The organism is Rugamonas fusca, assembly GCF_014042365.1.
In the GTDB taxonomy this organism is placed as follows: domain Bacteria; phylum Pseudomonadota; class Gammaproteobacteria; order Burkholderiales; family Burkholderiaceae_D; genus Rugamonas; species Rugamonas fusca.
In genome coordinates this window covers 189,874-213,529 of sequence record NZ_JACEZS010000006.1, presented here as the reverse complement: position 1 = coordinate 213,529, position 23,656 = coordinate 189,874, and the positions used below count along the sequence as shown (strand labels likewise).

Annotated in this window: 21 protein-coding genes; 12 read left to right on the top strand and 9 right to left on the bottom strand. The window is 66.4% G+C overall.

The features are described from left to right. Positions 1 to 41: 41 nt before the first annotated feature. Both H3H36_RS09555 and H3H36_RS09550 read right to left on the bottom strand, forming a co-directional pair. Positions 42 to 1,559, bottom strand: coding sequence for a DegQ family serine endoprotease (locus H3H36_RS09555; RefSeq protein ID WP_182216684.1), 1,518 nt, complete (start codon positions 1,557 to 1,559; stop codon positions 42 to 44). Between the two features lie 195 nt (positions 1,560 to 1,754). Next, positions 1,755 to 2,213: an Hsp20 family protein gene (locus tag H3H36_RS09550; protein WP_182216682.1), complete on the bottom strand. Its 459-nt coding sequence runs from the start codon at positions 2,211 to 2,213 to the stop codon at positions 1,755 to 1,757. A 239-nt stretch (positions 2,214 to 2,452) separates the two neighbouring features. Between H3H36_RS09550 and H3H36_RS09545 the strand changes: the two genes are divergently transcribed. Both H3H36_RS09545 and H3H36_RS09540 read left to right on the top strand, forming a co-directional pair. Further along, positions 2,453 to 4,381 (top strand): M61 family metallopeptidase, encoded by a 1,929-nt coding sequence (locus H3H36_RS09545; protein ID WP_182216679.1) that lies wholly within the window; start codon positions 2,453 to 2,455, stop codon positions 4,379 to 4,381. A 64-nt stretch (positions 4,382 to 4,445) separates the two neighbouring features. After that, entirely contained in the window at positions 4,446 to 4,796 is a 351-nt protein-coding gene (locus H3H36_RS09540) for a hypothetical protein (RefSeq protein ID WP_182216677.1), read from the top strand. A 133-nt stretch (positions 4,797 to 4,929) separates the two neighbouring features. On the opposite strand, the gene H3H36_RS09535 is transcribed toward H3H36_RS09540, so the two are convergent. Together H3H36_RS09535 and imuA are read right to left on the bottom strand one after the other, a co-directional pair. Next, entirely contained in the window at positions 4,930 to 6,411 is a 1,482-nt protein-coding gene (locus tag H3H36_RS09535) for a Y-family DNA polymerase (RefSeq protein WP_182216674.1), read from the bottom strand. Further along, on the bottom strand, positions 6,341 to 7,051 hold the full coding sequence (gene imuA, locus H3H36_RS09530) for a translesion DNA synthesis-associated protein ImuA (RefSeq protein WP_182216672.1): 711 nt from the start codon (positions 7,049 to 7,051) through the stop codon (positions 6,341 to 6,343). Before imuA ends, H3H36_RS09535 begins: the two co-directional genes overlap by 71 nt. Positions 7,052 to 7,242: 191 nt before the next feature. Here imuA and H3H36_RS09525 point away from each other — a divergent pair, with 191 nt between their 5' ends. Further along, a complete protein-coding gene (locus H3H36_RS09525) occupies positions 7,243 to 8,490 on the top strand; it encodes a putative Na+/H+ antiporter (RefSeq protein ID WP_182216670.1) in 1,248 nt (415 codons plus the stop codon). A 3-nt stretch (positions 8,491 to 8,493) separates the two neighbouring features. On the opposite strand, the gene H3H36_RS09520 is transcribed toward H3H36_RS09525, so the two are convergent. Then, positions 8,494 to 9,642 (bottom strand): extracellular catalytic domain type 1 short-chain-length polyhydroxyalkanoate depolymerase, encoded by a 1,149-nt coding sequence (locus H3H36_RS09520; RefSeq protein ID WP_311196615.1) that lies wholly within the window; start codon positions 9,640 to 9,642, stop codon positions 8,494 to 8,496. A gap of 190 nt (positions 9,643 to 9,832) precedes the next feature. Between H3H36_RS09520 and H3H36_RS09515 the strand changes: the two genes are divergently transcribed. Continuing rightward, positions 9,833 to 10,246, top strand: a complete 414-nt coding sequence (locus H3H36_RS09515) for a PRC-barrel domain-containing protein (RefSeq protein ID WP_182216668.1) — start codon at positions 9,833 to 9,835, stop codon at positions 10,244 to 10,246. Between the two features lie 78 nt (positions 10,247 to 10,324). Here the strand turns inward: H3H36_RS09515 and hrpA are convergent, their stop codons facing one another. Further along, positions 10,325 to 14,686: an ATP-dependent RNA helicase HrpA gene (gene hrpA / locus H3H36_RS09510; RefSeq protein ID WP_182216665.1), complete on the bottom strand. Its 4,362-nt coding sequence runs from the start codon at positions 14,684 to 14,686 to the stop codon at positions 10,325 to 10,327. Positions 14,687 to 14,741: 55 nt separating this feature from the next. Between hrpA and argA the strand changes: the two genes are divergently transcribed. Together argA and H3H36_RS09500 are read left to right on the top strand one after the other, a co-directional pair. After that, positions 14,742 to 16,052 (top strand): amino-acid N-acetyltransferase, encoded by a 1,311-nt coding sequence (argA, locus tag H3H36_RS09505; RefSeq protein ID WP_182216663.1) that lies wholly within the window; start codon positions 14,742 to 14,744, stop codon positions 16,050 to 16,052. A gap of 139 nt (positions 16,053 to 16,191) precedes the next feature. After that, positions 16,192 to 16,464 (top strand): oxidative damage protection protein, encoded by a 273-nt coding sequence (locus H3H36_RS09500; RefSeq protein ID WP_182152168.1) that lies wholly within the window; start codon positions 16,192 to 16,194, stop codon positions 16,462 to 16,464. A gap of 40 nt (positions 16,465 to 16,504) precedes the next feature. Here H3H36_RS09500 and H3H36_RS09495 read toward each other — a convergent pair whose 3' ends face one another. Both H3H36_RS09495 and rpiA read right to left on the bottom strand, forming a co-directional pair. Beyond that, complete coding sequence (locus H3H36_RS09495; RefSeq protein ID WP_182216661.1) at positions 16,505 to 16,891, bottom strand: hypothetical protein; 387 nt, start codon at positions 16,889 to 16,891, stop codon at positions 16,505 to 16,507. Between the two features lie 99 nt (positions 16,892 to 16,990). Continuing rightward, positions 16,991 to 17,668 carry a ribose-5-phosphate isomerase RpiA gene (rpiA, locus tag H3H36_RS09490; RefSeq protein WP_182216659.1) on the bottom strand — a complete coding sequence of 226 codons (678 nt, stop codon included), beginning with the start codon at positions 17,666 to 17,668 and terminating at the stop codon, positions 16,991 to 16,993. Between the two features lie 200 nt (positions 17,669 to 17,868). On the opposite strand from rpiA, the gene H3H36_RS09485 reads away from it, so the two are divergent. The 6 genes from H3H36_RS09485 (at position 17,869) to H3H36_RS09460 (ending at position 22,017) form a co-directional block, all read left to right on the top strand. Next, positions 17,869 to 18,237: a response regulator gene (locus tag H3H36_RS09485; protein ID WP_182216657.1), complete on the top strand. Its 369-nt coding sequence runs from the start codon at positions 17,869 to 17,871 to the stop codon at positions 18,235 to 18,237. Between the two features lie 5 nt (positions 18,238 to 18,242). Next, positions 18,243 to 18,869: a chemotaxis protein CheC gene (locus H3H36_RS09480; protein WP_182216654.1), complete on the top strand. Its 627-nt coding sequence runs from the start codon at positions 18,243 to 18,245 to the stop codon at positions 18,867 to 18,869. Between the two features lie 4 nt (positions 18,870 to 18,873). After that, complete coding sequence (locus tag H3H36_RS09475) at positions 18,874 to 19,836, top strand: sensor domain-containing diguanylate cyclase (RefSeq protein ID WP_182216652.1); 963 nt, start codon at positions 18,874 to 18,876, stop codon at positions 19,834 to 19,836. A 367-nt stretch (positions 19,837 to 20,203) separates the two neighbouring features. Next, positions 20,204 to 20,548 carry a helix-turn-helix domain-containing protein gene (locus tag H3H36_RS09470; protein ID WP_182216650.1) on the top strand — a complete coding sequence of 115 codons (345 nt, stop codon included), beginning with the start codon at positions 20,204 to 20,206 and terminating at the stop codon, positions 20,546 to 20,548. Positions 20,549 to 20,579: 31 nt separating this feature from the next. Next, the gene (locus tag H3H36_RS09465; protein ID WP_182216648.1) at positions 20,580 to 21,152 is read left to right on the top strand and encodes a TetR/AcrR family transcriptional regulator; all 573 of its coding nucleotides are present in this window, start codon (positions 20,580 to 20,582) and stop codon (positions 21,150 to 21,152) included. A gap of 43 nt (positions 21,153 to 21,195) precedes the next feature. After that, entirely contained in the window at positions 21,196 to 22,017 is an 822-nt protein-coding gene (locus H3H36_RS09460) for an SDR family oxidoreductase (protein ID WP_182216646.1), read from the top strand. Between the two features lie 10 nt (positions 22,018 to 22,027). On the opposite strand, the gene H3H36_RS09455 is transcribed toward H3H36_RS09460, so the two are convergent. Continuing rightward, positions 22,028 to 23,647 carry an ATP-binding protein gene (locus H3H36_RS09455; RefSeq protein ID WP_229219836.1) on the bottom strand — a complete coding sequence of 540 codons (1,620 nt, stop codon included), beginning with the start codon at positions 23,645 to 23,647 and terminating at the stop codon, positions 22,028 to 22,030. Between the last annotated feature and the right edge of the window lie 9 nt (positions 23,648 to 23,656).

Here is a 23,656-nt window from a genome sequence, read left to right as displayed (position 1 = left end):
GTCCTTTCTGTTTTTGTTGTCGCGCCCCGCCGGTGGCGGAATCAGCCCAGTCGCACGGGAATGAAGATCTTCTCATCCCCGCGCTGGATCAGCAAGGCCACCGACTTGTCGGACTTGGCCACCACCTCGCGCACCTGCTCGATGCTGTTGACGGGTTTGCCGTTCACCGACAACAACACGTCGCCCGGCTGCACGCCCGCGTTGGCGGCCGCGCCGCCGGCGTCCTCGATCACCAGGCCACCGGCCACGCCCGCTTCACGCCTTTCCTGCGGGTCCAGCGGACGCAGGGCCAGGCCCAGTTTCAGCTTGCCGCTGGCGCCATGGGTGGGCTGGTCGGCGTCGGCCGTCTTGTCGGCGGCGTTGGCCAGGGTGGCCGTCAAGTCCACGGCCTTACCCTGGCGCCAGACTTGCAGCGTCACCTTGTCGCCCGGCGTGGACAGGCCCACGATGGCGGGCAGGTCGCCCGAGCTGACCACGGTCTGGCCATTGAGCTTGCGGATCACGTCACCGGGCTTGATGCCGGCCTTCTCGGCCGCGCTGCCGCGCTCCACGTTCGACACCAGCGCGCCTTCCGGCGTGGGCAGGCCGAACGAGTCGGCGAAGCCCTGGTTCACTTCCTGCACCGTCACGCCCAGCTTGGCGTGCACCACCTTGCCGGTCGAGACGATCTGGTCCTTGACCTTGTTGGCCACGTCGATCGGAATGGCGAACGACAGGCCCTGGTAGCCGCCCGTCTGGCTGTAGATCTGCGAGTTGATGCCCACCACTTCGCCGCGCGTATTAAACAGCGGGCCACCCGAGTTGCCGGGGTTGACGGCCACATCGGTCTGGATGAAGGGCACGTTACCGTCGGGCAGCGAGCGGCCCTTGGCGCTGACCACGCCGGCCGTCACCGTGCTCTCCAGGCCATACGGCGAACCGATGGCCAGCACCCATTCGCCCACTTTCAAGTCATTGGTCTTGGCCAGCGGCACCACGGGCAGGTTCCTGGCGTCGATCTTCAGCACCGCCACGTCGGTCTTGGGATCAGAGCCGAGCACCTTGGCGCGAAATTCGCGGCGGTCCGTCAGCTTCACGCTCACTTCGCTCGCATCGCGCACCACGTGGGCGTTGGTGAGGATCACGCCATCCGGGCTGATGATGAAGCCGGAGCCGACGCCATGGGTGGGCACTTCGCGCATGCCGCGCTGCTGGCCCTGGAAGCGGCGGAAGAATTCGAAGAACGGGTCGTCACCGAACGGGTCGCCACCACGGCGGCTGGCCTGGTCACCCATGTCCACGGCCGTCCTGGTGCTGCCGGTGACGCTGATATTGACCACGGCCGGCCCGTTGTGGGCGGCGATCACGCTGAAGTCCGGCAGCGTCATGACGGGCGCGGCCACGGGAGTGGCGCCCATGGGCGCGGCGGTGGACGCCACGGTCAGGCCGGGCGCGGCGGCGGCCACGGCATTGCTTTGATGAACAGCGATGGCACCTCCCGCGGCAAGCACGCCCGCGGCGGCCAGTGCCAGGGTAAGACGCTTGACGGTCATCGATCCGAACAGAGTAGGTTGAGACATTGCGGCACTCCTGAATTGAATGAGGTTGTTGACGTATCCAATATGGAGCACAAGACTTAGGCGCCGCTTAACCTTGAGCACCATCCGTTGCGGCCATGCAGGCCGGCGGCGGCACCAACGGCGCTGGCCGGACGAGCCGGCCAGGGTCTTGCTGCAAATTGTGGAAGGGGCACGGAGCGCCGTGCCCCGGCCTCGTCAGGCGGCCTGGCGCGGCTGCTCCAGCGAGGTCACGTTGTCGCCGCCGATGACGATCTTGCGGGGTTTGTGCGCCTCTGGCACTTCACGCACCAGCTCGATGGTCAGCATGCCGTTCTCGAACGCGGCGCCGGTCACCTTGACGTGGTTGGCCAGCTGGAAGCGCTGCTCGAAGTCGCGCGCCGCGATGCCACGGTGCAGATAGGTGCGCTCGACGCCGTCGCGCTGCTTGCGGCCCACGATATGCAGGGTGTCGCGTTCGGCCGTGATGTCGATCTCGGCGCGGTCAAAACCGGCCAGGGCCATCACGATTCGGTACTTGTCTTCCGACACCAGCTCGATGTTGTAGGGAGGATAGCTGGGCTGGCTGTCGCCACGCTGTGCGTCGTTGAGCAACTGGGCCAGACGGTCGAAGCCAATGGCGGAACGATACAGGGGAGTCAGGTCGAAAGTACGCATGGTGGATATCCTTTTCAAGTTAAGCGATATAAGGGAGCGGTCCCCTGCTGGGCGACCGCTGAGTCCCATATACGGCGTGCGGCGGGGGTTTCAAGATCTTGAAAAACGGCGCCACCATCCCCAGACGGCGAAAAATTTTCAAAAAAATTTACGTTGACCGCCGGCCATCATGATTGCGAGATTTATCAGTTTCTCCCGTGCTACACTCGCCAGCTTTCCATGCCGCCACCGTAACAACCATGACTGCGACCAAGACAGTATCCCCGCCCCGTCTGCCCCGCCCGCGCGCCACCGCGCTGCTGGCAGCCTTGCTGGCCACTGGCCTCGCGGCGCGCGCCGACACCATCCCGGCGCCCGCGGACCAGCCCTATCCGGGCACCATCGTCCTGCAAGTGGACGCCAGCAATACGGCCCAGCAAATTTTCCGCATCCATGAACGCATCCCCGTTCATGCCGGCAAGCTGACGCTGCTCTATCCTCAGTGGGTGCCGGGCAACCATGGCCCCAGCGGCCCGCTCAACCAGTTCGCCGGCCTCAAGCTGACGGCCGATGGCAAGCCACTGGACTGGCGGCGCGACACGATCAATGTGTACGCTTTCCATGTCGACGTGCCGGCCGGCGCCACCACGCTGGAGGCGGAGTACCAATACCTGTCGCCGGTGGAAGCGAACCAGGGCCGCACCACGATGACCGGCGACATCCTCGGCGTGCAATGGCACGCGATGGCGCTGTACCCGGCCGGCTACCGCACGCGCGCCATCACGGTCCAGCCCAAGCTGACGCTGCCGGCCGGCTGGCAATACGGCACGGCGCTGGAGACGGCCGAGCGCACCGGCGACGAAGTGGCCTTCAAGCCGCTGGACCTGGAAAAACTGGTCGACTCGCCCCTGTTCGCGGGCCGCTATTTCCGCCGCTTCGACCTGGCGCCGGGCGCCAAGGTCCCCGTGCACCTGGACGTGGTGGCCGACACGGCCGAGGCGCTGGACGCCAAGCCTGAACAGATCGAACTGCACCGCGCCATGGTCACGCAAGCGCTCAAGCTGTTCGACTCGCAGCATTACGCGCACTACGATTTCCTGTTCGCGCTGAGCGACGAATTCGGCGGCATCGGCCGCGAACACCACCAGTCCAGCGAGAATGGCTTGAAGACAGGCTACTTCACGGACTGGGCCAAGAACGAAGGCGAGCGCGGCCTGCTGCCCCATGAATTCACCCATTCGTGGAACGGCAAGTTCCGCCGTCCGGCCGGCCAGGATGTGCCCGACTTCAACACGCCGCTGCAAAATTCCCTGCTGTGGGTGTACGAAGGTCAAACACAATACTGGGGCGAGGTGCTGTCGGCCCGCTCCGGCCTGATCAAGCTGGAACACATGCGCGACCTGTTCGCCGCCATGGCCGCCCGCTACGACACGGTGCAGGGCCGCAGCTGGCGCGCCGTGCAGGACACAACGAACGACCCCATCATCAACGCCCGCCGTCCGCAGCCGTGGAACAACTGGCAACGCGCCGAGGATTACTACTCGGAAGGCGCGCTGATCTGGCTCGACGTCGATACCAAGATCCGCGAAATGTCGAACGAGCACCGCTCGCTGAACGACTTCGCGCGCAGCTTCTTCGGCGTGGACGATGGCGTCAGCGTGGCCAAATACTATACCTTCGAGGATGTGGTGCAGGCGCTCAATGCCATCCAGCCCTACGACTGGGCCAGCTTCCTGCGCGCGCGGCTCGACGGCCACGGCCCCGGCGCCCCGCTCGACGGTCTGGCCCGCGCCGGCTGGAAACTGGTGTACACGGACAAGCCGACCGACTTCCTGAAGATGCAGGAAGAGCTGAGCAAGTGGGCCAACTTCCAGTATTCGCTGGGCTTCTCGGTCAGCGCGGACGGCAGGATAGAGGCGCTGCGCTGGGAAGGGCCGGCATTCCGCGCCGGCCTGTCGGGCAACACGACGCTGCTGGCCGTCAATGGCCGCGCCTACAAGGCCGACCTGCTGCGCGCCGCCATCACGGCCGCCAGGGATGGCAAGCAGCCCATCGAACTGCTGGTCAAGAAGGGCAATCTGTACCACACCATCGCGCTCGACTACCGCGACGGCCTGAAGTATCCGCGCCTGGAACGCATCCCCGGCACGCCGGACCGGCTGAGCGCCATCTTGCAGCCGCTGAGGTAAGCAGCGTGAAACAGCCCGGCGGCGGCGCGGCCTGCGCCGCCGCCGGATGGTGTATGCTAGCAGCATGAACAAAGACACCGACATCCAGCTCAGCGGCCCCTTCAAGGCCACCGACGGCTCCGGCCGTGCCCACGACATCAAGGCCATCCGTATCTTCGACGAAGGGTATGGCGCCATCGATGTGTACGTGGATTTCGCCGGCTCCATCGCCGGCCTGCACAAGGACAAGACGCTGATCGCGGCCATCGTGGCGCAGTTGCGCACCACGGGCTACCAGGGCCCCCTGCTCACGCCGGGCGACGCCGTGCTGCAGGAAAACAAGCTGATGGTGCTGGAAGCGCCCGACGAATTCAACGCCTACGCGGCCGGCAAGGGTTGGAAAGACCTGGCCGAGGAATTTAACGACGACGAATAAGCACGACGGTATGCAGCGCACGGCGCAGCGCGCAGGGTATCCATGCGCGTCCGTGCTTCACTTGCCATGCCGTTGCAGCACCTCCCACGCGGGCGCCATCGGCCCCCGCGCAGCATCGCTCTCCCCCCTGTCACTACCCAAACAAGCCGTGCAAATACCAGCGCGGCTCGGCCTGCCCGTCCGCGCTGGCCAGGCGTTCACGGTAGACCCAGTAATGCGCGTGGTCCTGGCCTTCGGCGATGAAATAATCGCGGGTCTGGGTCTGGCTCCACCAGCCCGCCTCGATGCGCTCGCCACTCGACATCATTTTCAACGGTGAACCGTAGAACGGCCGGTGGTCGCGCATCAGCAGCGCGATCGGCTTGGCCAGCAGCCACGCCGGCCGCGGCAGGCTGGGCATGTCCGGCGGCAGCTGGGCGCGGGCGTCGGCCGGACGTATCTTTTCCTGCACGCTGACCCACTGGTTGGCCAGCTCCGGCCGGTAGTCGGCCAGCGGCGCGGCCTGCAGCACATTGTCCGGCCCCAGCCGTGCCACCAGCAATTCGAACAGCCGCTGCCGGTCTTCCTTGCTGCCACCCGGCTCGGGAAACAGCGATGCGTTGGGCGGCATCATGGGCCGCACTTGCGGCGCTTCCAGGCACAGGCCAATCACGGGCGCCTCCAGCACCAGCTTGCCCAGCCGCTCCTTGAGCAGGCGCAGCAGGTGCTCGGCGCGCCAGGTGGGTTCGGCCAGCACGATCTCCAGCATCGTGGGCGGCCGCGCCACCCTGCCCCGCTCATGCTCCAGCGCCAGACTCACGCGCTCGACGGCGAACTGGCGCGCGCACAGCCAGCCCGTCATTTGCAGCAACAGCCGGTGCGCGCCGAACAACAACGCTTCCGCGTGCTCGACCCGGTCGAACAGTTCCACCCTGGCGCGAAAACTGTCCGGCGCGGCCAGCCATTCGAACAGCTCGGCCGTCTGCCCATGCGCGCCGTCGAGCATGTCAAGCAAGGCCCGGCCGCAGCGGCGCTGCAGGCCGGGACGGGGCAGGCGGCGCAGCTCGCCCACGGTCAGGCAGCCGATGCCTTCCAGCCAGGTCAGGTAAGGCCGCGCGGGCGGCAACAGACTGCACGGCAGCCGCGCCAGGCGCCGTTCCAGCGTCGCCATCTTGACACTGCGCCCGCCGCCGCTGCGGGCCAGCAGCCAGGCGCCGCGCGCCGTGGGCGCGCAGCCCAGCGCGGCCGTGAAGCCCAGCGCCTGCAAGCTGGCCAGCACTTGCCGGCACAGGGCGCGCACGCCGCCGAACAGGCGCAGGCTGGCGCCCACATCCATCAACAACGTCGCCTCCTCGCCCTCGGCCACCTGGGGCGTGAATTGCAGCAGCGCCATCGCCACGGCCTGCAAGGCCTCGGCCTCCAGCGTGGGCGCGCGCTGGTGTAACTGGGCCTGCGGCGCCAGCATCAGCGCCCCGCCGCGCCGCATGCCCGGCAGCACGCCGGCCGCCTGCGCCTGCGGCGAGGCGACCAGCACGCGCTCCTGTTCCAGCACCACGCTGCCCTGGTCAACCGACCAGCGCGGGCAAAACACTTCGAGCGGGAGCCGGGGCAGGTAAAGGCCGATCCAGAGACGCATGGCGCTGCAACAAGGAAGGAGTGAGGGGCAGGAACAGCGGCGCATCGCGCTGCGGTCCCCGGCGCTTGACGAAGCCGAGCTCGATGCCGCCGGCCGCCGGGCGCAGCGACAGCCGCAGCGGCGCCGGTGACGCATCCTGCGCGGCCGCCAGCGGACGCAGCATGCAGAACAGGGTGTCGCCGCTCTGGGCCGCCAGATGCAGCCGGCGCAGCGTCTCGCCGCGCGCGTGGGTCTGCCACAGCAACAGCGCGCCGCAGCAGCCGCTGCGCAGCACCTGCTCCGCCGCCCACAGCGCATCGCCGCTTTTGGCGCCGCTGCGTATCCAGATCAGCTGCGACGGCGGCAAGCCCAGCGCGGCCAGCGCCAGCGCCTGCGGCACATGGGGCGGCTGCAGCAGCACGATGGAACGCTGGCCCAGGCTGGCCAGGGCCGGGCGCAGCAAGCGCAACTCGCCGCTGCCGGGCTGCTGCACCAGCAAGTCGATCAGCGTACCCAGCGGCCAGCCGCCGCCGGGCAACTGGGCCGACAGGGCGGCGTAGCCCGTGTCGACGCAGCGGGTGCTGCTGTGCGCCAGTTGCGAAGCGAGCCATAGCGACGGGTGCACGGCTTCGGGCGCGGCAATGGGAGCGGAGCGTGACATGGGATGTGAGGAGTGGAACAAATATGAGTCAAATGTGGGGCAAATTCAAAAGCAAAAAACTACTGTATAAATACACAGTACTATTTGCTCCGCATTTTGGCAAGGACTATCTGCGGCCGAGTGTGCTTCGGTATTGGCAAGCTTATCCATGCTGTAACATGCTGGCGATATCCTTGACCAACAAATCAACCATGAATACGATGCAACTGATCGGCGCAGCCCTGTTCGGCCTGGCGCTGCTGCACACCTTCGCCGCCAAGTCATTCGAGGTGCTGGCCCACCGCCACCCGCGCCACGCCGGCCTGTTCCACCTGCTGGGCGAGGTCGAGGTGGTGTTCGGCTTCTGGGCTTTCGTGCTGGTGGCGGCCATGGCCTTGCTGCAAGGCGGCCAGGCCGCCATCGATTACGCCGAAACGCGCCAGTACACGGAACCGCTGTTCGTGTTCGTCGTCATGGTGGTGGCCGCCTCGCGGCCCGTGCTCGACATCGTGCAGCGCACGCTGCGCGCGCTGGCCCGGCTGCTGCCGCTGCGCACGGAACTGACGCTGGTCTGGTTCGGCCTGGCGCTGGTGCCGCTGACCGGTTCGCTGATCACGGAACCGGCCGCCATGACGTTGGCCGCACTGATGCTGGCGCCGCTGGTGTTCCGCCAGGGAATGCCGGAATGGCTGAAGTATGGCGCGCTCGGCGTATTGTTCGTCAACGTCTCGATCGGCGGCACGCTGACGGCCTATGCCGCGCCGCCCGTGCTGATGGTGGCCGCCACCTGGCAATGGGACAGCGCCTTCATGGCCAGCCACTTCGGCTGGAAGGCCGCCCTGGCCGTGCTGTGCAACGCCACCGCCGTCACCTTCCTGCTGCGCCGCCATGTGGACGGCGCCACCGCGCAGTCGGGCGACGCGGCGCCGCCGGTGCCGCTGGCCGTGGCCGCCATCCACCTGGCCTTCCTGGCCGCCGTGGTCGTGCTCGGCCACCACCCGGTGCTGTTCCTCGGCATCTTCCTGCTGTTCCTCGGTTTTACCCAGGCGTATGAACGCTACCAGCAGCCGCTGATCGTCAAGGAAGGCTTGCTGGTGGGCTTCTTCCTGGCCGGACTGGTGGTGCTGGGCGGCATGCAGCAATGGTGGCTGCAACCGATCGTGTCGAGCCTGCCGCCGGTGGCGCTGTTCTTCAGCGCGCTGGGCCTAACGGCCGTGACCGACAATGCGGCCCTGACCTACCTCGGTTCGCTCATTGCCGGCATCTCGCCCCAGTCGCAGTACATGCTGGTGGCCGGCGCCGTGGCCGGCGGTGGCCTGACCGTGATTGCCAACGCGCCCAATCCGGCCGGCGTGGCGCTGCTGCGGCGCGGCTTCCAGGATGCGTCGATCGGCGCGCCGGGCCTGCTGCTGGGCGCGCTGGCGCCCACGGCCGTGGCGGCGCTGGCGTTCCTGCTGTAGCCATCACGCGGGCGCGCGCCGGTGGCGCGCAAAGAAATCGAGCATCATCTGGCCCGCGTCCGGGCCACCGCCGGCATGGAACGGCACGGCCGGGTCGCCCCCGCTCCAGGCATGCTCAAGCTGGGCGATCCGCGCCACCCTGAGCACCAGCGAGCGGCCCGCGTAATAGTCCTGGATCTGCTGCGCCTTGCGGCTGCCGGCACGGCCGCCCGGCACACTGCCGGCCTTGCCCGCCATGCCAGCCGGCAGCCCGTTCAGCAACAAGCCCTGCTCCAGCAACTGGCCCTGATTGATGGGCCGGACCACGCGATCCCCCTCGCCCTGGATCAGGATGGTCGGCATGCCCGGAAACCCCGGCCGCCGCTGCAATATGTCGTGAATGGCGCGCTCGCCGCGGGCGCCGGCGCCGTGCTGCAACACCCCCAGCGCGCCCATCACGCTGTGGCCGGCGCCGAACGCCGGGCCGGAATGCAGGCCCACCGCCGCAATCAGATCGGGATGGTTGAGCGCGACGATATGCGCCATGCCCGCGCCGGCCGACATGCCGGCGATATAGATGCGGCTACGGTCGAACCCATACTGGCGCTGCACCTTGTCGATGATGCCCACGATCATGGGCACATCACCACCGCCCAGCTGGGTGGCATGGTCGAACCACTTCCAGCAACGCTGCGCGTGGCTGCTGACGCGCTGCTGTGGATACAACACGGCGCAGCCGCTGCGCTCGGCCAACTGGTTCATCCGCGTCCCTTGCGCCAGCTGGGTGGCCGTCTGCTGGCAGCCATGCAGCAGCACCACCAGCGGCAAGCCGGCGCCGCTGGCCGGATCAGGCATCCGCTCGGGCAGGTAGAGCCAGTAGCTCATGCGCCGCGCCGCGCCCGCGCCGGCCAGCGCAGGCGCCGTGAAATGCGACGCCAGCCATTTGCCGGGCGACGCCGGCACATGGGGCGCCGCCACTTTTGCCGGCACCGATGCCGGCGCGGCGGCCGCCTTCCGCGCCGGCCGCACGGTCGACTTGGCCGTTGGCCTTGGCTTGGCCTTGGGCGCCGCAAACAGCTGTGCCACGACCTTGCTGACGACGCGCTGCTGTGCCTTACCCGACCGCATCAGACTACGCAGCAACCGCAAGCCAGCGGCACGTTTGACCATCATGTTCACCGCCGCATGCTGTAAGGAACAGGCAATGTAACGTGGACCCGGCACCGCCGTCCGTACGCTGGAGCACTTACCGCCGCGCTAACGTGAGCACGATTGAACGAATCAAACGCGCGCCAGGCTAGCGGCGTATCCTGACCGAATCCGCTGCATTCCGGAGCGGTATATTGCACATAAGGAGACCAACATGAGCTACCTCGACCGTGACGTTTTCGGTATCTACAAGCACTCGGACAAGAGTGGCCCCGGCCCTCGCCTGATGGGTGCAGACACGCTGATTGGCGAAGACGTGTACAACCAGAACGATGAAGACCTGGGCGACATCAAGGAAATCATGCTCGACATGCAGACCGGCGAAGTGGCGTACGCCGTACTGTCGTTTGGCGGCATTATCGGCATCGGCGAAAAACTGTTCGCCGTACCATGGGACAGGCTGTCGCTCGACACCGTCAACAAGCGTTTCGTGCTGGACGTGGACAAAGAGACGCTGAAGAACGCGCCCGGCTTCGACAAGGACAACTGGCCCGACATGACCATGGATGACTGGGCCAACCAGGTGCACACGTTCTACGGCACCGGGCCAGGCACCAGCCACCACTGATGCCCGCACCTCCGGCGCGCCCGTATGTGACAGGGCGCGCATGCCGGTGACCAGCGGCGCCATGGCTGGCGCCGGCGCTTAACGCTGCATCGACTCCCACACTTTTTGCAGCCGCTTGACGGACACGGGCATCGGCGTGCGCAACTCCTGCGCGAACAGCGACACGCGCAATTCCTCCAGCATCCAGCGGAACTCGACCATCTTCGGGTCCGTGTTCTTGCCCGCGTGGCGGTCCTTGCTGGCCCGCAGATAAGGCGTCGCGGCGAGCTGCCACTCGGCCATCAACTTGGCGTCGCGTGCCGGATCGGCGCGCAGCTTTTCGATGCGCACATTGATGGCCTTGAGGTAGCGCGGGAAATGCGCGAGCTGGCTGTACTCGTTCTCGGACAGGAAGCGCTTGTGCACCAGGCCTTGCAGCTGGCTTTGCATGTCAGCCGCCGCTTGTGGCTGCAAGCCTTGCAGGCGCTTGGGCAGGCCATGGAATTCCGTCAGCACTTGCGCCAGCAGGCGGGCGATCTCGTTTACCAGCAGCACCAGCCGAGACTTGCCCTCGTCCTTGCGCTTGGCGAACGAAGCGGCGTCAATCGGCAGCGGATCCTGCAGGCAGGCGATGTCGAGCGCCTTGTTGATGATCTCGTCGCGCAACTCTTCCTGCGTGCCCATGGCCATGTACTGCATGCCCATCTGCTGGAGACCGGGGATGCTTTTTTCGATGAACTTGATCTGGTCCTTGAGCTGCAAGGCGAACAGGCGGCGCAAGCCCACGCGATGGGTGCGCGCGGCCACGGTCGGGTCGTCGAACACTTCCAGGTCGCAGTGGGTGCGCTTGTCCACCAGCGCGGGGAAGCCGATCAGCGTCAGCTTGCCTTGCGCGATTTCCAGCAGCTCCGGCAATTCGCCAAAGGTCCAGCTGGTCAAGCCGGTCAGCGTGATGCCGTCGGTGGAAGTCCCTTGGCCTCCACCGGCCGCATCCGCCGCGCCAGCGGACGCGCCGCCCTTGCCGGCGCCCGGTGCGGCCGAACCACCCGCTCCACCTTGGGGCGGCTTGCCAGCGCCAGCACGTGCGCCCTGCCCCGCCGCTGGCGCGGAGCCACCCGTGCCCAACGCGCGCATGCTTACGCCCTGCGCGCCGGACGCTTCGGCCATCTTCTGGAAGCTCTCGCGCGCCTGGGTACCGAACTCCGCCTGCAACGTGGCCAGGTTGCGGCCCATCTCCAGCTGGCGACCATGCTCGTCGATCACCTTGAAATTCATGAAGTGGTGGGCCGGCAGCGTTTCCGGCTTGAAGTCCGTGGTCAGCACGGAAATCGTGATCTGCGCGCGGATGTCGGCAATGATGGCGTCGATCAGGTCGCCGCGCCCGAAGGTGCCCGCCTCCTGCACCCGCTCGCAGAATTTGGCCGCATACTCGGGCAGCGGCACGCAATGGCGCCGCAGCTTTTGCGGCAGCGACTTGAGCAGCAGGTGCACCTTCTCTTTTAACATGCCCGGCACCAGCCATTCGCAACGCTCGCGCGGCAACTGGTTCAGCGCGTACAGCGGCACGGCCATGGTCACGCCGTCGCGCACGCTGCCCGGCTCGAAGTGATAGGTCAGCTGCATTTCCAGGCCCGTCACCGCCATCGTTTTCGGGAACAGGTCGGTGGTCACGCCGGCCGCCTCATGGCGCATCAGCTCGTCGCGGTTGAGGTACAGCAGCTTCGGTTCGGCCGCCGTGGCCTCCTTGTGCCATTTTTCGAAACCGGCGCCGTTGACCACGTCGGCCGGGATCAGCTTGTCGTAGAAGGCGGCGATCAGTTCATCGTCCACCAGCACGTCGAGCCGGCGCGACTTGTGCTCCAGGTTCTCGATCTCCTTGACCAGCTTGTGGTTGTGCGCAAAGAACGGCGCGCGCGTGTCATAGTCGCCGCCGACCAGCGCATCGCGGATGAAGATTTCGCGCGCCTCGGCCGGGTTGAACTGGCCGTAGTTGATGCGGCGCTGGCTGTACACCACCAGCCCGTACAAGGTGGCGCGCTCGGACGCTGTCACCTGCGCGGAACGTTTTTCCCAGCGCGGCTCGCCCCACGATTTCTTCAGCAGGTGGCCGCCCACCTTTTCCAGCCACTCGGGCTGGATCTGGGCCACGCAGCGCGCGTACAGGCGCGTGGTGTCGACCAGCTCGGCGGCCATGATCCACTTGCCCGGCTTTTTCAGCAGCGAGGAACCGGGCCAGATGTGGAACTTGATGCCGCGCGCGCCGAGGAAACCGGCGCCCGGCTCGTCCTCGGACTTGAAGCCGATATTGCCCAGCAAGCCGGTCAGCAAGGCCAGGTGCAAGTTTTCGTAGGTGGCCGGGGTATCGTTCAGGCGCCAGCCCTGCTCCTTGACGATGGTCAGCAGCTGCGAGTGCACGTCGCGCCACTCGCGTAATCGCAACTGGGACAGGAAGTTGCTGCGGCAATTGTCCTGCAACTGGCGGTTGGTCTTCTTGTGTTCGATGGCGGACTCGAACCACTTCCAGATCTTGATGTAGCTGAGGAATTCGGACTTCTCGTCGGCGAACTTCTTGTGCGCCTCGTCGGCCGCCTGCTGGTATTCCAGCGGCCGGTCGCGCGGGTCCTGCACCGACAGGGCCGAAGCCACGATCAGCACTTCGTTCAGGCACACGTTGTCGAGCGCGGCCAGGATCATGCGGCCCACGCGCGGGTCCAGCGGCAGCTTGGCCAGCTTCTTGCCCAGCGCCGTCAGCTGGTTGTACTCGTCGACCGCGCCCAGTTCCTGCAGCAACTGGTAGCCGTCCGCGATCGCGCGCGCCAGCGGCGGCTCGATGAACGGGAAGGTCTCCACGTCCGTCAGGTGCAGCGACTTCATGCGCAGGATGACGGAGGCCAGCGACGAGCGCAGGATTTCCGGCTCGGTGAACTTGGGCCGTTGCAGGAAGTCCTGCTCCTCGTACAGGCGGATGCAGACGCCATCGGCCACGCGGCCGCAACGGCCGGCGCGCTGGTTGGCGGCCGACTGCGCGATCGGCTCGATCTGCAACTGCTCGACCTTGTTGCGGTAGCTGTAGCGCTTCACGCGCGCCAGGCCCGCGTCCACCACGTAGCGGATGCCGGGCACGGTCAGCGACGTTTCCGCCACGTTGGTGGCCAGCACGATGCGGCGCGCGTTGGTCAGCTTGAACACGCGCTCCTGCTCCTCGGCCGACAGGCGGGCGAACAGCGGCAGGATTTCCACGTGCGGCGGATGGTGCTTGCGCAACGCCTCGGCCGCGTCGCGGATTTCGCGCTCGCCGGGCAGGAATACCAGCACGTCGCCGGAACCGATGCGGCACAATTCGTCCACGCCATCGACCACGGCATCCATCAGGTCGCGCTTGTCGCGGGCATTGTCACGTGCCGGCGCGCCCTTGGCCGCCGGCCTGGGCGCGTCGCCCGTCACCAGGTCGCGCTCCACCGGGCGATAGCGCACTTCCACCTGGTACAGGCGGCCCGACACTTCAATCACGGGCGCCGGCTTTTCCGGCGTGCCGAAGTGGCGCGCGAAGCGCTCGGCGTCGATGGTGGCCGAGGTGATGATCACTTTCAGGTCCGGCCGGCGCGGCAGCAGCTGCTTCAGGTAGCCGAGCAGGAAGTCGATGTTGAGGCTGCGTTCGTGCGCCTCGTCGATGATGATGGTGTCGTAGCCCTTGAGCAGCGGGTCGGTCTGGGTCTCGGCCAGCAGGATACCGTCCGTCATCAGCTTGACGGACGCGCCCCGGTTCAGCGTGTCGGCGAAGCGCACCTTGAAGCCCACGTGCTCGCCCAGCGGCGAACCCAGCTCCTGGGCGATGCGCTTGGCGGTGGACGAGGCGGCGATCCGGCGCGGCTGGGTGTGGCCGATCAGGCCGGCCTGGCCGCGGCCCAGCTCCAGGCAAATCTTGGGCAACTGGGTGGTCTTGCCCGAACCCGTCTCACCGGACACGATGATGACCTGATTATTTTGCAGCGCCTCGGCGATCTCGTGGCGCCGGCCCGAGACGGGCAAGTCTTCCGGATAAGTGATCGGAGGCAGCGGATTGCGGAACGCCGCCTCGGCCGCCCTGGCCGCCTGTTCTTCCGGCGTCAGGCGCGCGCGGCGCCCGTCACGCCCCTGCCCGCCCTCGCGCGCCTGCGCCGGCGCCGTCCCCTCCCGGCGCGGCTGTCCCTGCGGACGCGGCGTTCCCTCGCCTTGCGGCTGCCCTTGCGCACGCGCCTGTCCCTCACGGCGAGGCTGCCCCGGCGCACGGTTCGCGGCGTCGCCGCGCGGCTGGCCCTGCGGGCGCGGTGCCCCCTCGCCTCGCGCCTCTTGCGGACGGGCCTGTCCCTCCCTGCGCGGCTGGCCCTGCTCCGGCTGGTTGCGGGGCGCTTGCGGCTGGCGGGGATGGGCGGCTTGCTGGCGGTTAGGCGTGGTTTGGGGCTTGTTGCTGGCTTCTGACATTGTTTTTTACATGTATTTGGCGCGGGACGTCGCGCAGCGAATTATAATGCGCCAAATGGAAAATCCTACCCAATTCGTCCAATGGCTGCGCTCCGTCGCGCCTTACATCCACGCCTTCCGCGGCAAGACCTTCGTGGTCGCCTTCCCCGGTGAACTGGTGGCCGCCGGCGCCCTGCAGGTGCTGGCGCACGACTTGTCTTTATTGCACGCACTGGACATCAACGTCACCGTCGTCTATGGTTCGCGCCCGCAGGTGGCCGAGCAACTGGCCTTGCGTAACGTGGAAGGCCGCTTCCACAACGGCGTGCGCATCACCGACCCGGCCGCCATGGAGTGCGCCAAGGAAGCGGCCGGCGAGCTGCGCCTGGACATCGAGGCTGCCTTCAGCCAGGGTTTGCCCAACACGCCGATGGCGCACGCGGCCATCCGCATCATTTCCGGCAACTTCATCACGGCCCGTCCGCTCGGTGTGATCGACGGTGTGGATCTGGAAATGACGGGCATCACCCGCAAGGTCGATGCCGAAACCATCCATTCCATCCTCGGCTCGGACGGCCTGGTGCTGCTGTCGCCGCTGGGCTTCTCGCCCACCGGCGAGGCGTTCAACCTGACCATGGAAGACGTGGCCTGCAGCGCCGCCATCGCCCTGCACGCCGACAAGCTGATCTTCATCACGGAAACGGAGATGATGACCGACGCCGGCGGCACGGAAATCCGCGAACTGTCCTCGCACCAGGCGCAAGCCGTGCTGCAGGCCGGCTTCCTGCCCGACGCCACCGCGTTTTACCTCAAGCACTGCATCAAGGCGTGCGAGAACGGCGTCGAACGGTCCCACATCGTGCCCTTCGCCATGGACGGCTCGGCCCTGCTGGAACTGTTCACCCACGATGGCGTGGGCACCATGATCAGCCACGAGAACCTGGAAAGCCTGCGCCAGGCCACCATCGAGGACGTGGGCGGCATCATCAAGCTGATCGAACCGCTGGAGGCGGACGGCACGCTGGTCAAGCGCGGCCGTGAACTGATCGAGCGCGAAATCGACTACTTCTCCGTCATCGAGCACGATGGCGTGATCTTCGGCTGCGCCGCGCTGTACCCGTTCCCGGAACAGAAGATGGCCGAAATGGCCTGCCTGACGGTCAACCCCGAAGTGCAGGCCCAGGGCGACGGCGAGCGCATCCTCAAGCACATGGAGAACCGCGCGCGCGCCATCGGCCTGACCAAGCTGTTCGTGCTCACCACCCGCACCTCGCACTGGTTCCAGAAGCGCGGCTTCGTGCCAGCCACGGTGGACGCGCTGCCGAAAGACCGCCAGCGCATGTATAACTGGCAACGCAAATCCCAGGTCCTGATTAAGTCTTTATAATCCCTGGAGCTTGTTTCAACATGACCGTGGCAAGGCGTGGCGACGAAGGCAGTGCGCCTGCACGGCGAAGAGCCACAACGACGCCACGGGCTTGTTGAAACGACCTCTTATTTTCCTTACCGCTTTAGGAGCAACTCAGATGGCCCGCACCGTGCATTGCATCAAACTCAACAAAGAAGCCGAAGGGCTGGATTTCCCGCCGTATCCTGGCGAGTTGGGCAAGAAGATCTATGAATCCGTCTCGAAGGAAGCCTGGGCTGCCTGGCTCAAGCACCAGACCATGCTGGTCAACGAGAACCGCCTGAACCTGGCCGACCAGCGCGCCCGCAAATACCTGGCCACGCAGATGGAAAAACACTTCTTCGGCGACGGCGCCGACGCGGCCCAGGGCTACGTGCCGCCCACCGAGTAAGACGCGCAGACACCGGATCCGGACGCGGATCCGGCCCGCATCACATGGCCTTGCACTGGCGCAGTTCGCAGCGGGCCATGAAGACCTTGCCATTATCGCAAGCCATGCGATAGATTTCGACGGGACCCGGCGCGCTGACCAGCCCCGCCCCCAGGCCGCCCACGCAATCGTGCTGGCGCGCCAGCCGTTCCACCGTGACTGACGACACGCCAGCCTGGAACGGCACTTTCTCGATTTCCACGCCATCGAAACGCACCAGCGGCGTGCCATCGGCCGCCACCGTGCGCGGCGCCGGCTGGCGCGCGGCCTGCGCCTGGGCGGCCGCAGCGGCCTCGTCGCGTGCGCGCGACGGCAGCCAGGAACAACCGCCCAACAACAAACTGCTCAGCAAACTGCAGGACAACAGCACGGCTAACGATGGTTTCATGGACGGGCTCGACAAAGACGACGGGGAGGAAATGCGCCGGGACAGGCGGCCAGTCACCGCCGCGCCCACCAACACGGCGGCGCGGCGGCGGCCAGCGCCTTAGAAGGCCAGCTTGCGCACGCCTTCAGGCGTGCCGAGCAGGCAAATGTTGGCGCCGCGGGCGGCGAACAGGCCATTGGCCACCACGCCCACGATCTGGTTGATCTGCTGCTCCAGCGACAGCGGATCGGCGATCGCCAGGCCGACCACGTCGATGATCTCGCAGCAGTTGTCGGTGATGAAAGCCTGGTCGGAACCGGCCTGCACGCGCAGGCGCGGTTCGCCACCGAGCGTGGCCAGGCGGCGCATGACGGCCGAGCGGGCCATCGGCAGCACTTCCACCGGCAACGGGAACTTGCCCAGCACCTCGACCAGCTTGGAGCCGTCGGCGATGCACACGAACTGGCGCGCCACGGAGGCGACGATCTTCTCGCGCGTCAAGGCCGCGCCGCCGCCCTTGATCATGGCGCCGCTGGCCGTGATCTCGTCGGCGCCGTCCACGTAGACGGAAATCTCGGGCACATGGTTCAGGTCATACACGGCGATGCCATGGCCGGCCAGGCGCGCCGCCGTCGCTTCCGACGACGCCACGGCGCCCTTGATGCGGTGCTTGATCTTGGCCAGTTCGTCGATGAAGAAATTGGCCGTGGAACCGGTGCCCACACCGATGATTTCGCCGTCGACCACATAGTCGATGGCGGCGCGGGCGACCGCCTGTTTCAGTTCGTCTTGAGTCATGATTGCTTCTAAGTGGGTAGGAAAATGGCGCTATTTTAACGGATCGCCCGCCGCCAGCCCCGTTTTGCCACAAAAATTGCGCTTAAACAACCCCACGCGCCGCCACTGTCGCACACTTGCACAGGTTGCGATCGTGCTTGTCCTGCCGCCGGCGCGATTGTGCGAGAATGGGTCATGCCCCGTCCCCACCAGGAACCCTCATGGAGCCACGCAAAACCATATTGATCGTCGATGACAGCCGCGTCTCGCGCATGATGGCGCGCCAGTACATCTCGGCCCGGCATCCGCACTGGGCGATCGAGGAGGCGGCCAGCGGCGAGGAAGCGCTGGCGCGCGCGCCAGCGCTGGCGCCCGACCTGATCTTAATGGACGTCAACATGCCCGGCATGGGCGGCGTGGCCGCCGCCGAACAGCTGCGCCAGCAATTCCCCGACACGGCCATCTCGCTGCTGACGGCCAACGTGCAAAGCGCCACGCGCGAGCGGGCGGCCCAGATCGGCGTGGGCTTCATGGAAAAGCCCATCACCGAGGCCCGCATCGCCCAACTGGTCGCCGTGCTGGAAGCCTGAGCGCCATGTTCAACCTGAGCGAACTGGAAAACGACGCGCTGGTCGAAATCTTCAACATCGGCGTGGGACAGGCGGCATCGGCCATGAGCGCCATCGTCAACGAGGAAGTGCGCATGTCCGTGCCCTCGATCCGCTTCATGCAGCGCACGGCCGCGGCCCGCCTGCTGGGCGGGCAGGATGTGCCGGCCGAACGCATCTGCGGCGTCAGCCAACACTACGCGGGCGCGTTCGACACGGAAGCGATCCTCATGTTCCCGGAGGACAAGAGCCTGGAGATCGTGCGCCTGATGGTGGGCGAGGCCGTGCCGCTCAAGGAATTGACGGAGATGGAGCAGGAAGCCCTGTGCGAGATCGGCAACATCATCCTCAACGCCTGCGTGGGCACGCTGGCCAACATCTTCCAGCGCGAACTGCATGGCTCGCTGCCCGAATACCACGTGGGCACCAGCGACGAGATCCTCACGGCCTCGGGCAGCGTGGCCGACGCCATCGTGCTGATGCTGCACATCGACTTCGTGCTGGAAAAGCACCAGATCCACGGCTACGTTGCCTTCATCCTCGACATTTCCGCCCTGCATGACCTGAAGGAACAGATCAACCTCTACATCGCGCGGGCGATGGGCCAGGCCTGACGCCATGGGCACGGACGGCGAGCGCCTGATGCTGCTGCAGCAAGTGCTGGGCAACCTGAACGTGGGCGCCATCGTGCTCGATGGCGAGCGCCGCATCGTGCTGTGGAACCACTGGATGGCACGCCGCACGGGCCGCAGCGCCGACAGCGTGGCCGGCAGCGACTTGCTGGACGTGTTTCCCGAACTGCGCGGCCAGCGGGTGGAAGCGGCCGTCACCCAGGCGCTGCACAACAACTTCCCCTCGCTGCTGTCGCAAAGCCTGAACAAGGCCCCGTTCCCCCTGTACGCGAGCGCGGCGGCGGCCGCGCGCGGCGAACGGGTGCAGCAGGCGGTGGAAGTGACGCCCATCGCCGTAGCCGGCGCCGCCCGCCACTGCCTGATCCAGATCAACGACGTCAGCCTGGCCGTGGGGCGGGAAAAACTGCTGCGCGAACAGACCATGGTGCTGCGCTCGCAAACCTTCTCCGACGGCCTGACGGGTATCGCCAACCGCCGCCACTTCGACATGGCGATCGAAAAGGAGCACCGGCGCGCGCGGCGCGGCAGCTTGCCGCTGTCGCTGCTGATGATCGACATCGACAGCTTCAAGGCCTACAACGACCACTACGGCCACCCGCAGGGCGACCAGTGCCTGATCCAGGTGGCGGCCGCGCTGGCGGCCATGTTCAAGCGGCCGTGCGACCTGCTGGCCCGCTACGGCGGCGAGGAATTCGCCGCCATCCTGCCCGACACGGACGCCGAGCAGGCGCGCCAGATGGCCGAGGCGATCAGGCTGCGCACCATCGAACTGGCGATCCCGCACCTGCCCGGCGGCGAGGGGCAACTGGTCACGGTCAGCATCGGCATCGCCACCCGCCACGCCGACAGCGCGGCCGACGCGGCAGCCCTGATCAGCGCCGCCGACCGCGCCCTGTACCAGGCCAAGCGCGACGGCCGCAACCGCGTAGTGGCCCAGGCGCTGGCTTGACTTCCGCCCCCCACCCAACTGACATGATTGCAGACCATACGTCCTTGACGTATATTGAAAATGCTCACGATCGTCGAAACCCCGACTTTCTAGGCAGACGCCGATCGGTTCTGGACCGAACAGGAACGGGCTGAACTCTTCGTCTGGCTGGCTGCACGCCCCGAAGCGGGCGAAGTCATTCCTGGCAGCGGAGGATGCCGGAAATTGCGTTGGTCCAGGCCTGGAAAGGGCAAACGTGGTGGCGTTCGGATTATTTACTTTGTGCGCACGCGCGCCGGCGAGCTATGGTTACTCATGGCCTATGCAAAATCCACACATGACAACATTCCCGCGCACATTCTGAGGGCAATCCGGCAGGAGTTAGAACATGACTAAAGACAAACAATCCGCCGATACACAAGCAGAAGCGGAAGCATTTGGACAACGCTTGTTGCAATCCATACGAGAAATGAAAGCGGGTAACGCTGCACGTGTCACGACGGTGGTGCTGAACGACGTGGTCGCAGCGCGGCAGCAGCTAGGTTTATCTCAAGCACAGTTTGCCGCAGCGCTCAGCATTTCCAAACGCACCTTGCAAGAATGGGAGCAAGAGCGGCGTACGCCATCGGGCGCAGCACAGGCATTAATGCGCATAGCGCGACAGCACCCGGAATTGGTGCGAGCGGCCCTGGTGAATGAGCAGCACGCTCACAAGGCCGCCAACGATGCTTGAAAACGAATATATATTCGCTTAAAATGCCGACATGAAACCGAAAGACGAGAAAAAGCTGGCCGCCATCGCCGCCGCCACCTACGCGCTGGTGGGCGAACGGGGCCTGGCCGGGCTGACCCTGGCCGACATCGCCCGCCGCGCCGGCGTGGCCACCAGCACGCTCTACGTCTATTACGATTCCAGGGAAGCCCTGCTCGACACGCTGTACCACAACGCCAAGCAACTGACCTTCCAGCGCTGGCTGGCGCAGGACGACGCCAACGCCCCGTTCAAGGCCAGGCTGCGCGGCATCTGGCACAATATGCTCGCCCATCGCCTGGAACGGCACGCGGAATGGCAGTTCCAGGAGCAGTACCACGGCGCCCACATGGCCAGCGTGGCCAACCGCGAACTGAGCGCCCGCTTCAGCCAGTTCTTCGCCGACTTCCTCGCCGGCGGGCAGCGCGCCGAAGTGATCAAGCCCGTCCCCGTGCCGTTCCTGATCGCCAGCATCAGCGGCTCGGTCAAGGAAACGGCCAGCCAGATCCGCGCCGGCGCGCTGCCGGACGACGAGGCCACGCGCAGCACGGCGTTCATGTTGTGCTGGGATGCGCTCAAAGCTTGAGCGTGTTTTTTTAACCTTTAACCGAATAAATATTCGTCAAAACATGAAAAAGATCATCCTCATCACCGGTTGCTCCAGCGGCATCGGCCGCGCCAGCGCCCAGTTGTGCGCAGCCCAGGGCTGGCAGGTGGTGGCCACCATGCGCGACACCAGCCAGGCCGGCACGCTGGCCGGCCTGCCCCATGTGGACCTGCTGCCGCTCGACGTGAGCGATCGCGCCTCGATCGCCGCCGCCTTCGCTGCCATCGAAAGCCGCCACGGCCGGCTGGACGCCATCGTCAACAACGCCGGCTTTGGCGCCTTCGGCCCGTTCGAGACGGCCAGCCGCGAGCTGATCGAACGCCAGCTGGCCACCAACCTGAGCGGCATGATGGACGTCACCCGCGCCGCCCTGCCCCTGATGCGCGCCCAGCGCGGCGGCACCATCGTCAACATCGCCTCCATCGGCGGCCTGGTGACGATGCCGCTCAACGCCATCTACCACGCCACCAAGTACGCCGTGGTGGGTTTCACCGAAGGCTTGAGCTACGAACTGGCGCCGTTCAACATCCGCGCCCGCTACGTGGCGCCGGGCGGCGTGGCCACCGACTTCGCGGGCCGCTCGCTCAGCACGACGTTCGAAGGCGACGACCATCCCTACGCCGGCACGGTGGCCAAGGTGCTGGCGGCCTTCCGCCAGCGCAGCGGCAGCTATTCAACGCCGGAACAGATCGCGCAAGTGGTGCTGCAAGCGGTGACGGACGAAGGCCCGCAAGTGGCCTACGTGGCCGGCGAAGACGCGCAAGCGCTGCTGGCCGCCCGCGCCCAACTGGGCGAGCAAGACTATCTGCGCATGATGGCGCAGCGTTTCGGCCTGGCCGGCTGATTGGCTGCCGTCAGCCGTGGATGGCATCGAGCGGCAGCGTCACCGTGAAGACCGTGCCCTTGCCCACTTCGCTCCGCACGGCGATGCGCCCATCGAGCACGCCGCGCACCAGGTTGTAGACGATGTTCAGGCCCAGCCCGGAACCGCCCTTGCCCAGCTTGGTGGTGAAGAAGGGGTCGTAGATGCGCCCCAGGTGCGCGGGCGCGATGCCGACGCCATCGTCGCGCACTTCCAGTTCGACCCAGCCGTCGTCGCGCACGCGCGCGCACACGGCCACGCAACCGCCGTGGGCGCCGTCGAAGCCGTGAATCACGGCGTTGTTGACCAGGTTGGTCAGCACCTGCCCCAACGCGCCCGGATAGCTGTGCATGCTGATCCCGGGCGGGATGTCATGCGAGATGGTGACCCCGCAATTTTTCAGCGATGGCCACAAGGTCAGCATGATTTCCGTGACCACCTCGTCAAGCAGGAACTGGCGCCCTTGTGAACTGGCGCGGTCCACCGCCACCTGCTTGAAACTGGCCACCAGGTCCACCGCCCGGTTCAGGTTGCGCAACATGATCTCGGCAGCCTGGTTCACCTCCGCCAGGTGCGCGTCCAGCGCCGACTTGCGCAGGCCAGCGGCCACCTCGCGCTCAAAATTGCGCAGATGGTCGGCCAGCGAACTGGCCGCCAGCAGCCCGTTGCCGATCGGCGTATTCAGTTCGTGCGCCACGCCGGCCACCAGTGCGCCCAGCGCCGCCAGCTTCTCGCTGCGCACCAGGTCATCCTGCGTCATCTTCAGCGATTCGAGCGACTGCTCCAGTTCCGCATTGGTCTCCTGCAGCGCGAAGCTGCGCTCCTCCAGCCGGTCGCGCATGACCTTCATCGCATACAGCAGGCTGGCCCGGTCGCGTGGCGCGATGGCGATCTCGATGTCCATCTGGCCGGCGGCGATCTGGCGCGCGATGGCCGTCGCGTAGTCGGGCTCACCGCCCAGTTGCCGCAGCAGCGAGCGGGTGATGCCGAACGTGATGGCGACGCTCAGCAAGGCGGCGAAGCCGCTGAGCGCCAGCATGCGGACGCGTGCCCGCTGGTAGGACGCGTCGATTTCGCGCCTGGCCTGTTCCATCAGGGCGCTCTCATGCTGCTGCAATTTTTCCAGTGCGCAGAAATAGTCGCCCTGGTAGGGGTCCAGGTCGACCAGCAGCAGGTTCTTGGCCTCGCCATGCCGGCCATCGGCCAACAGCGCGATGAACTCGTCCTGGTTGAAGGTGTAAGCCGAGCGGATGATCTCGATCTGCTGCAGGATCTCCACGCCGGCCGGATCGCGCACGTTCAGGGTCAGCTGGCGCATCAGCGCCGTCACGCGCAGCTTGGCGCGCGCGATATCGGCCAGCTGCGCCTTGACCTGGTCCGGCTCGCTCATGATGAGGGTATTGCGCATGGCGCGCGCGACCGCCCCAAGTTCGAAGATCACTTCATTGACCAGCACCGTGTTCGGATATTTGTCCCGCAGCGCCGCGTCGGTGGTGCGGCTCAATGCGCCCAGCCTGGCCACCCCCACCAGCGTCATCGCGATCAACAGCACAATGACAAACCCGTACCCGAACGCCAGGCGCTGGCCTATCTTCAGGTGCGGGAGGCGCATGGCCACAGT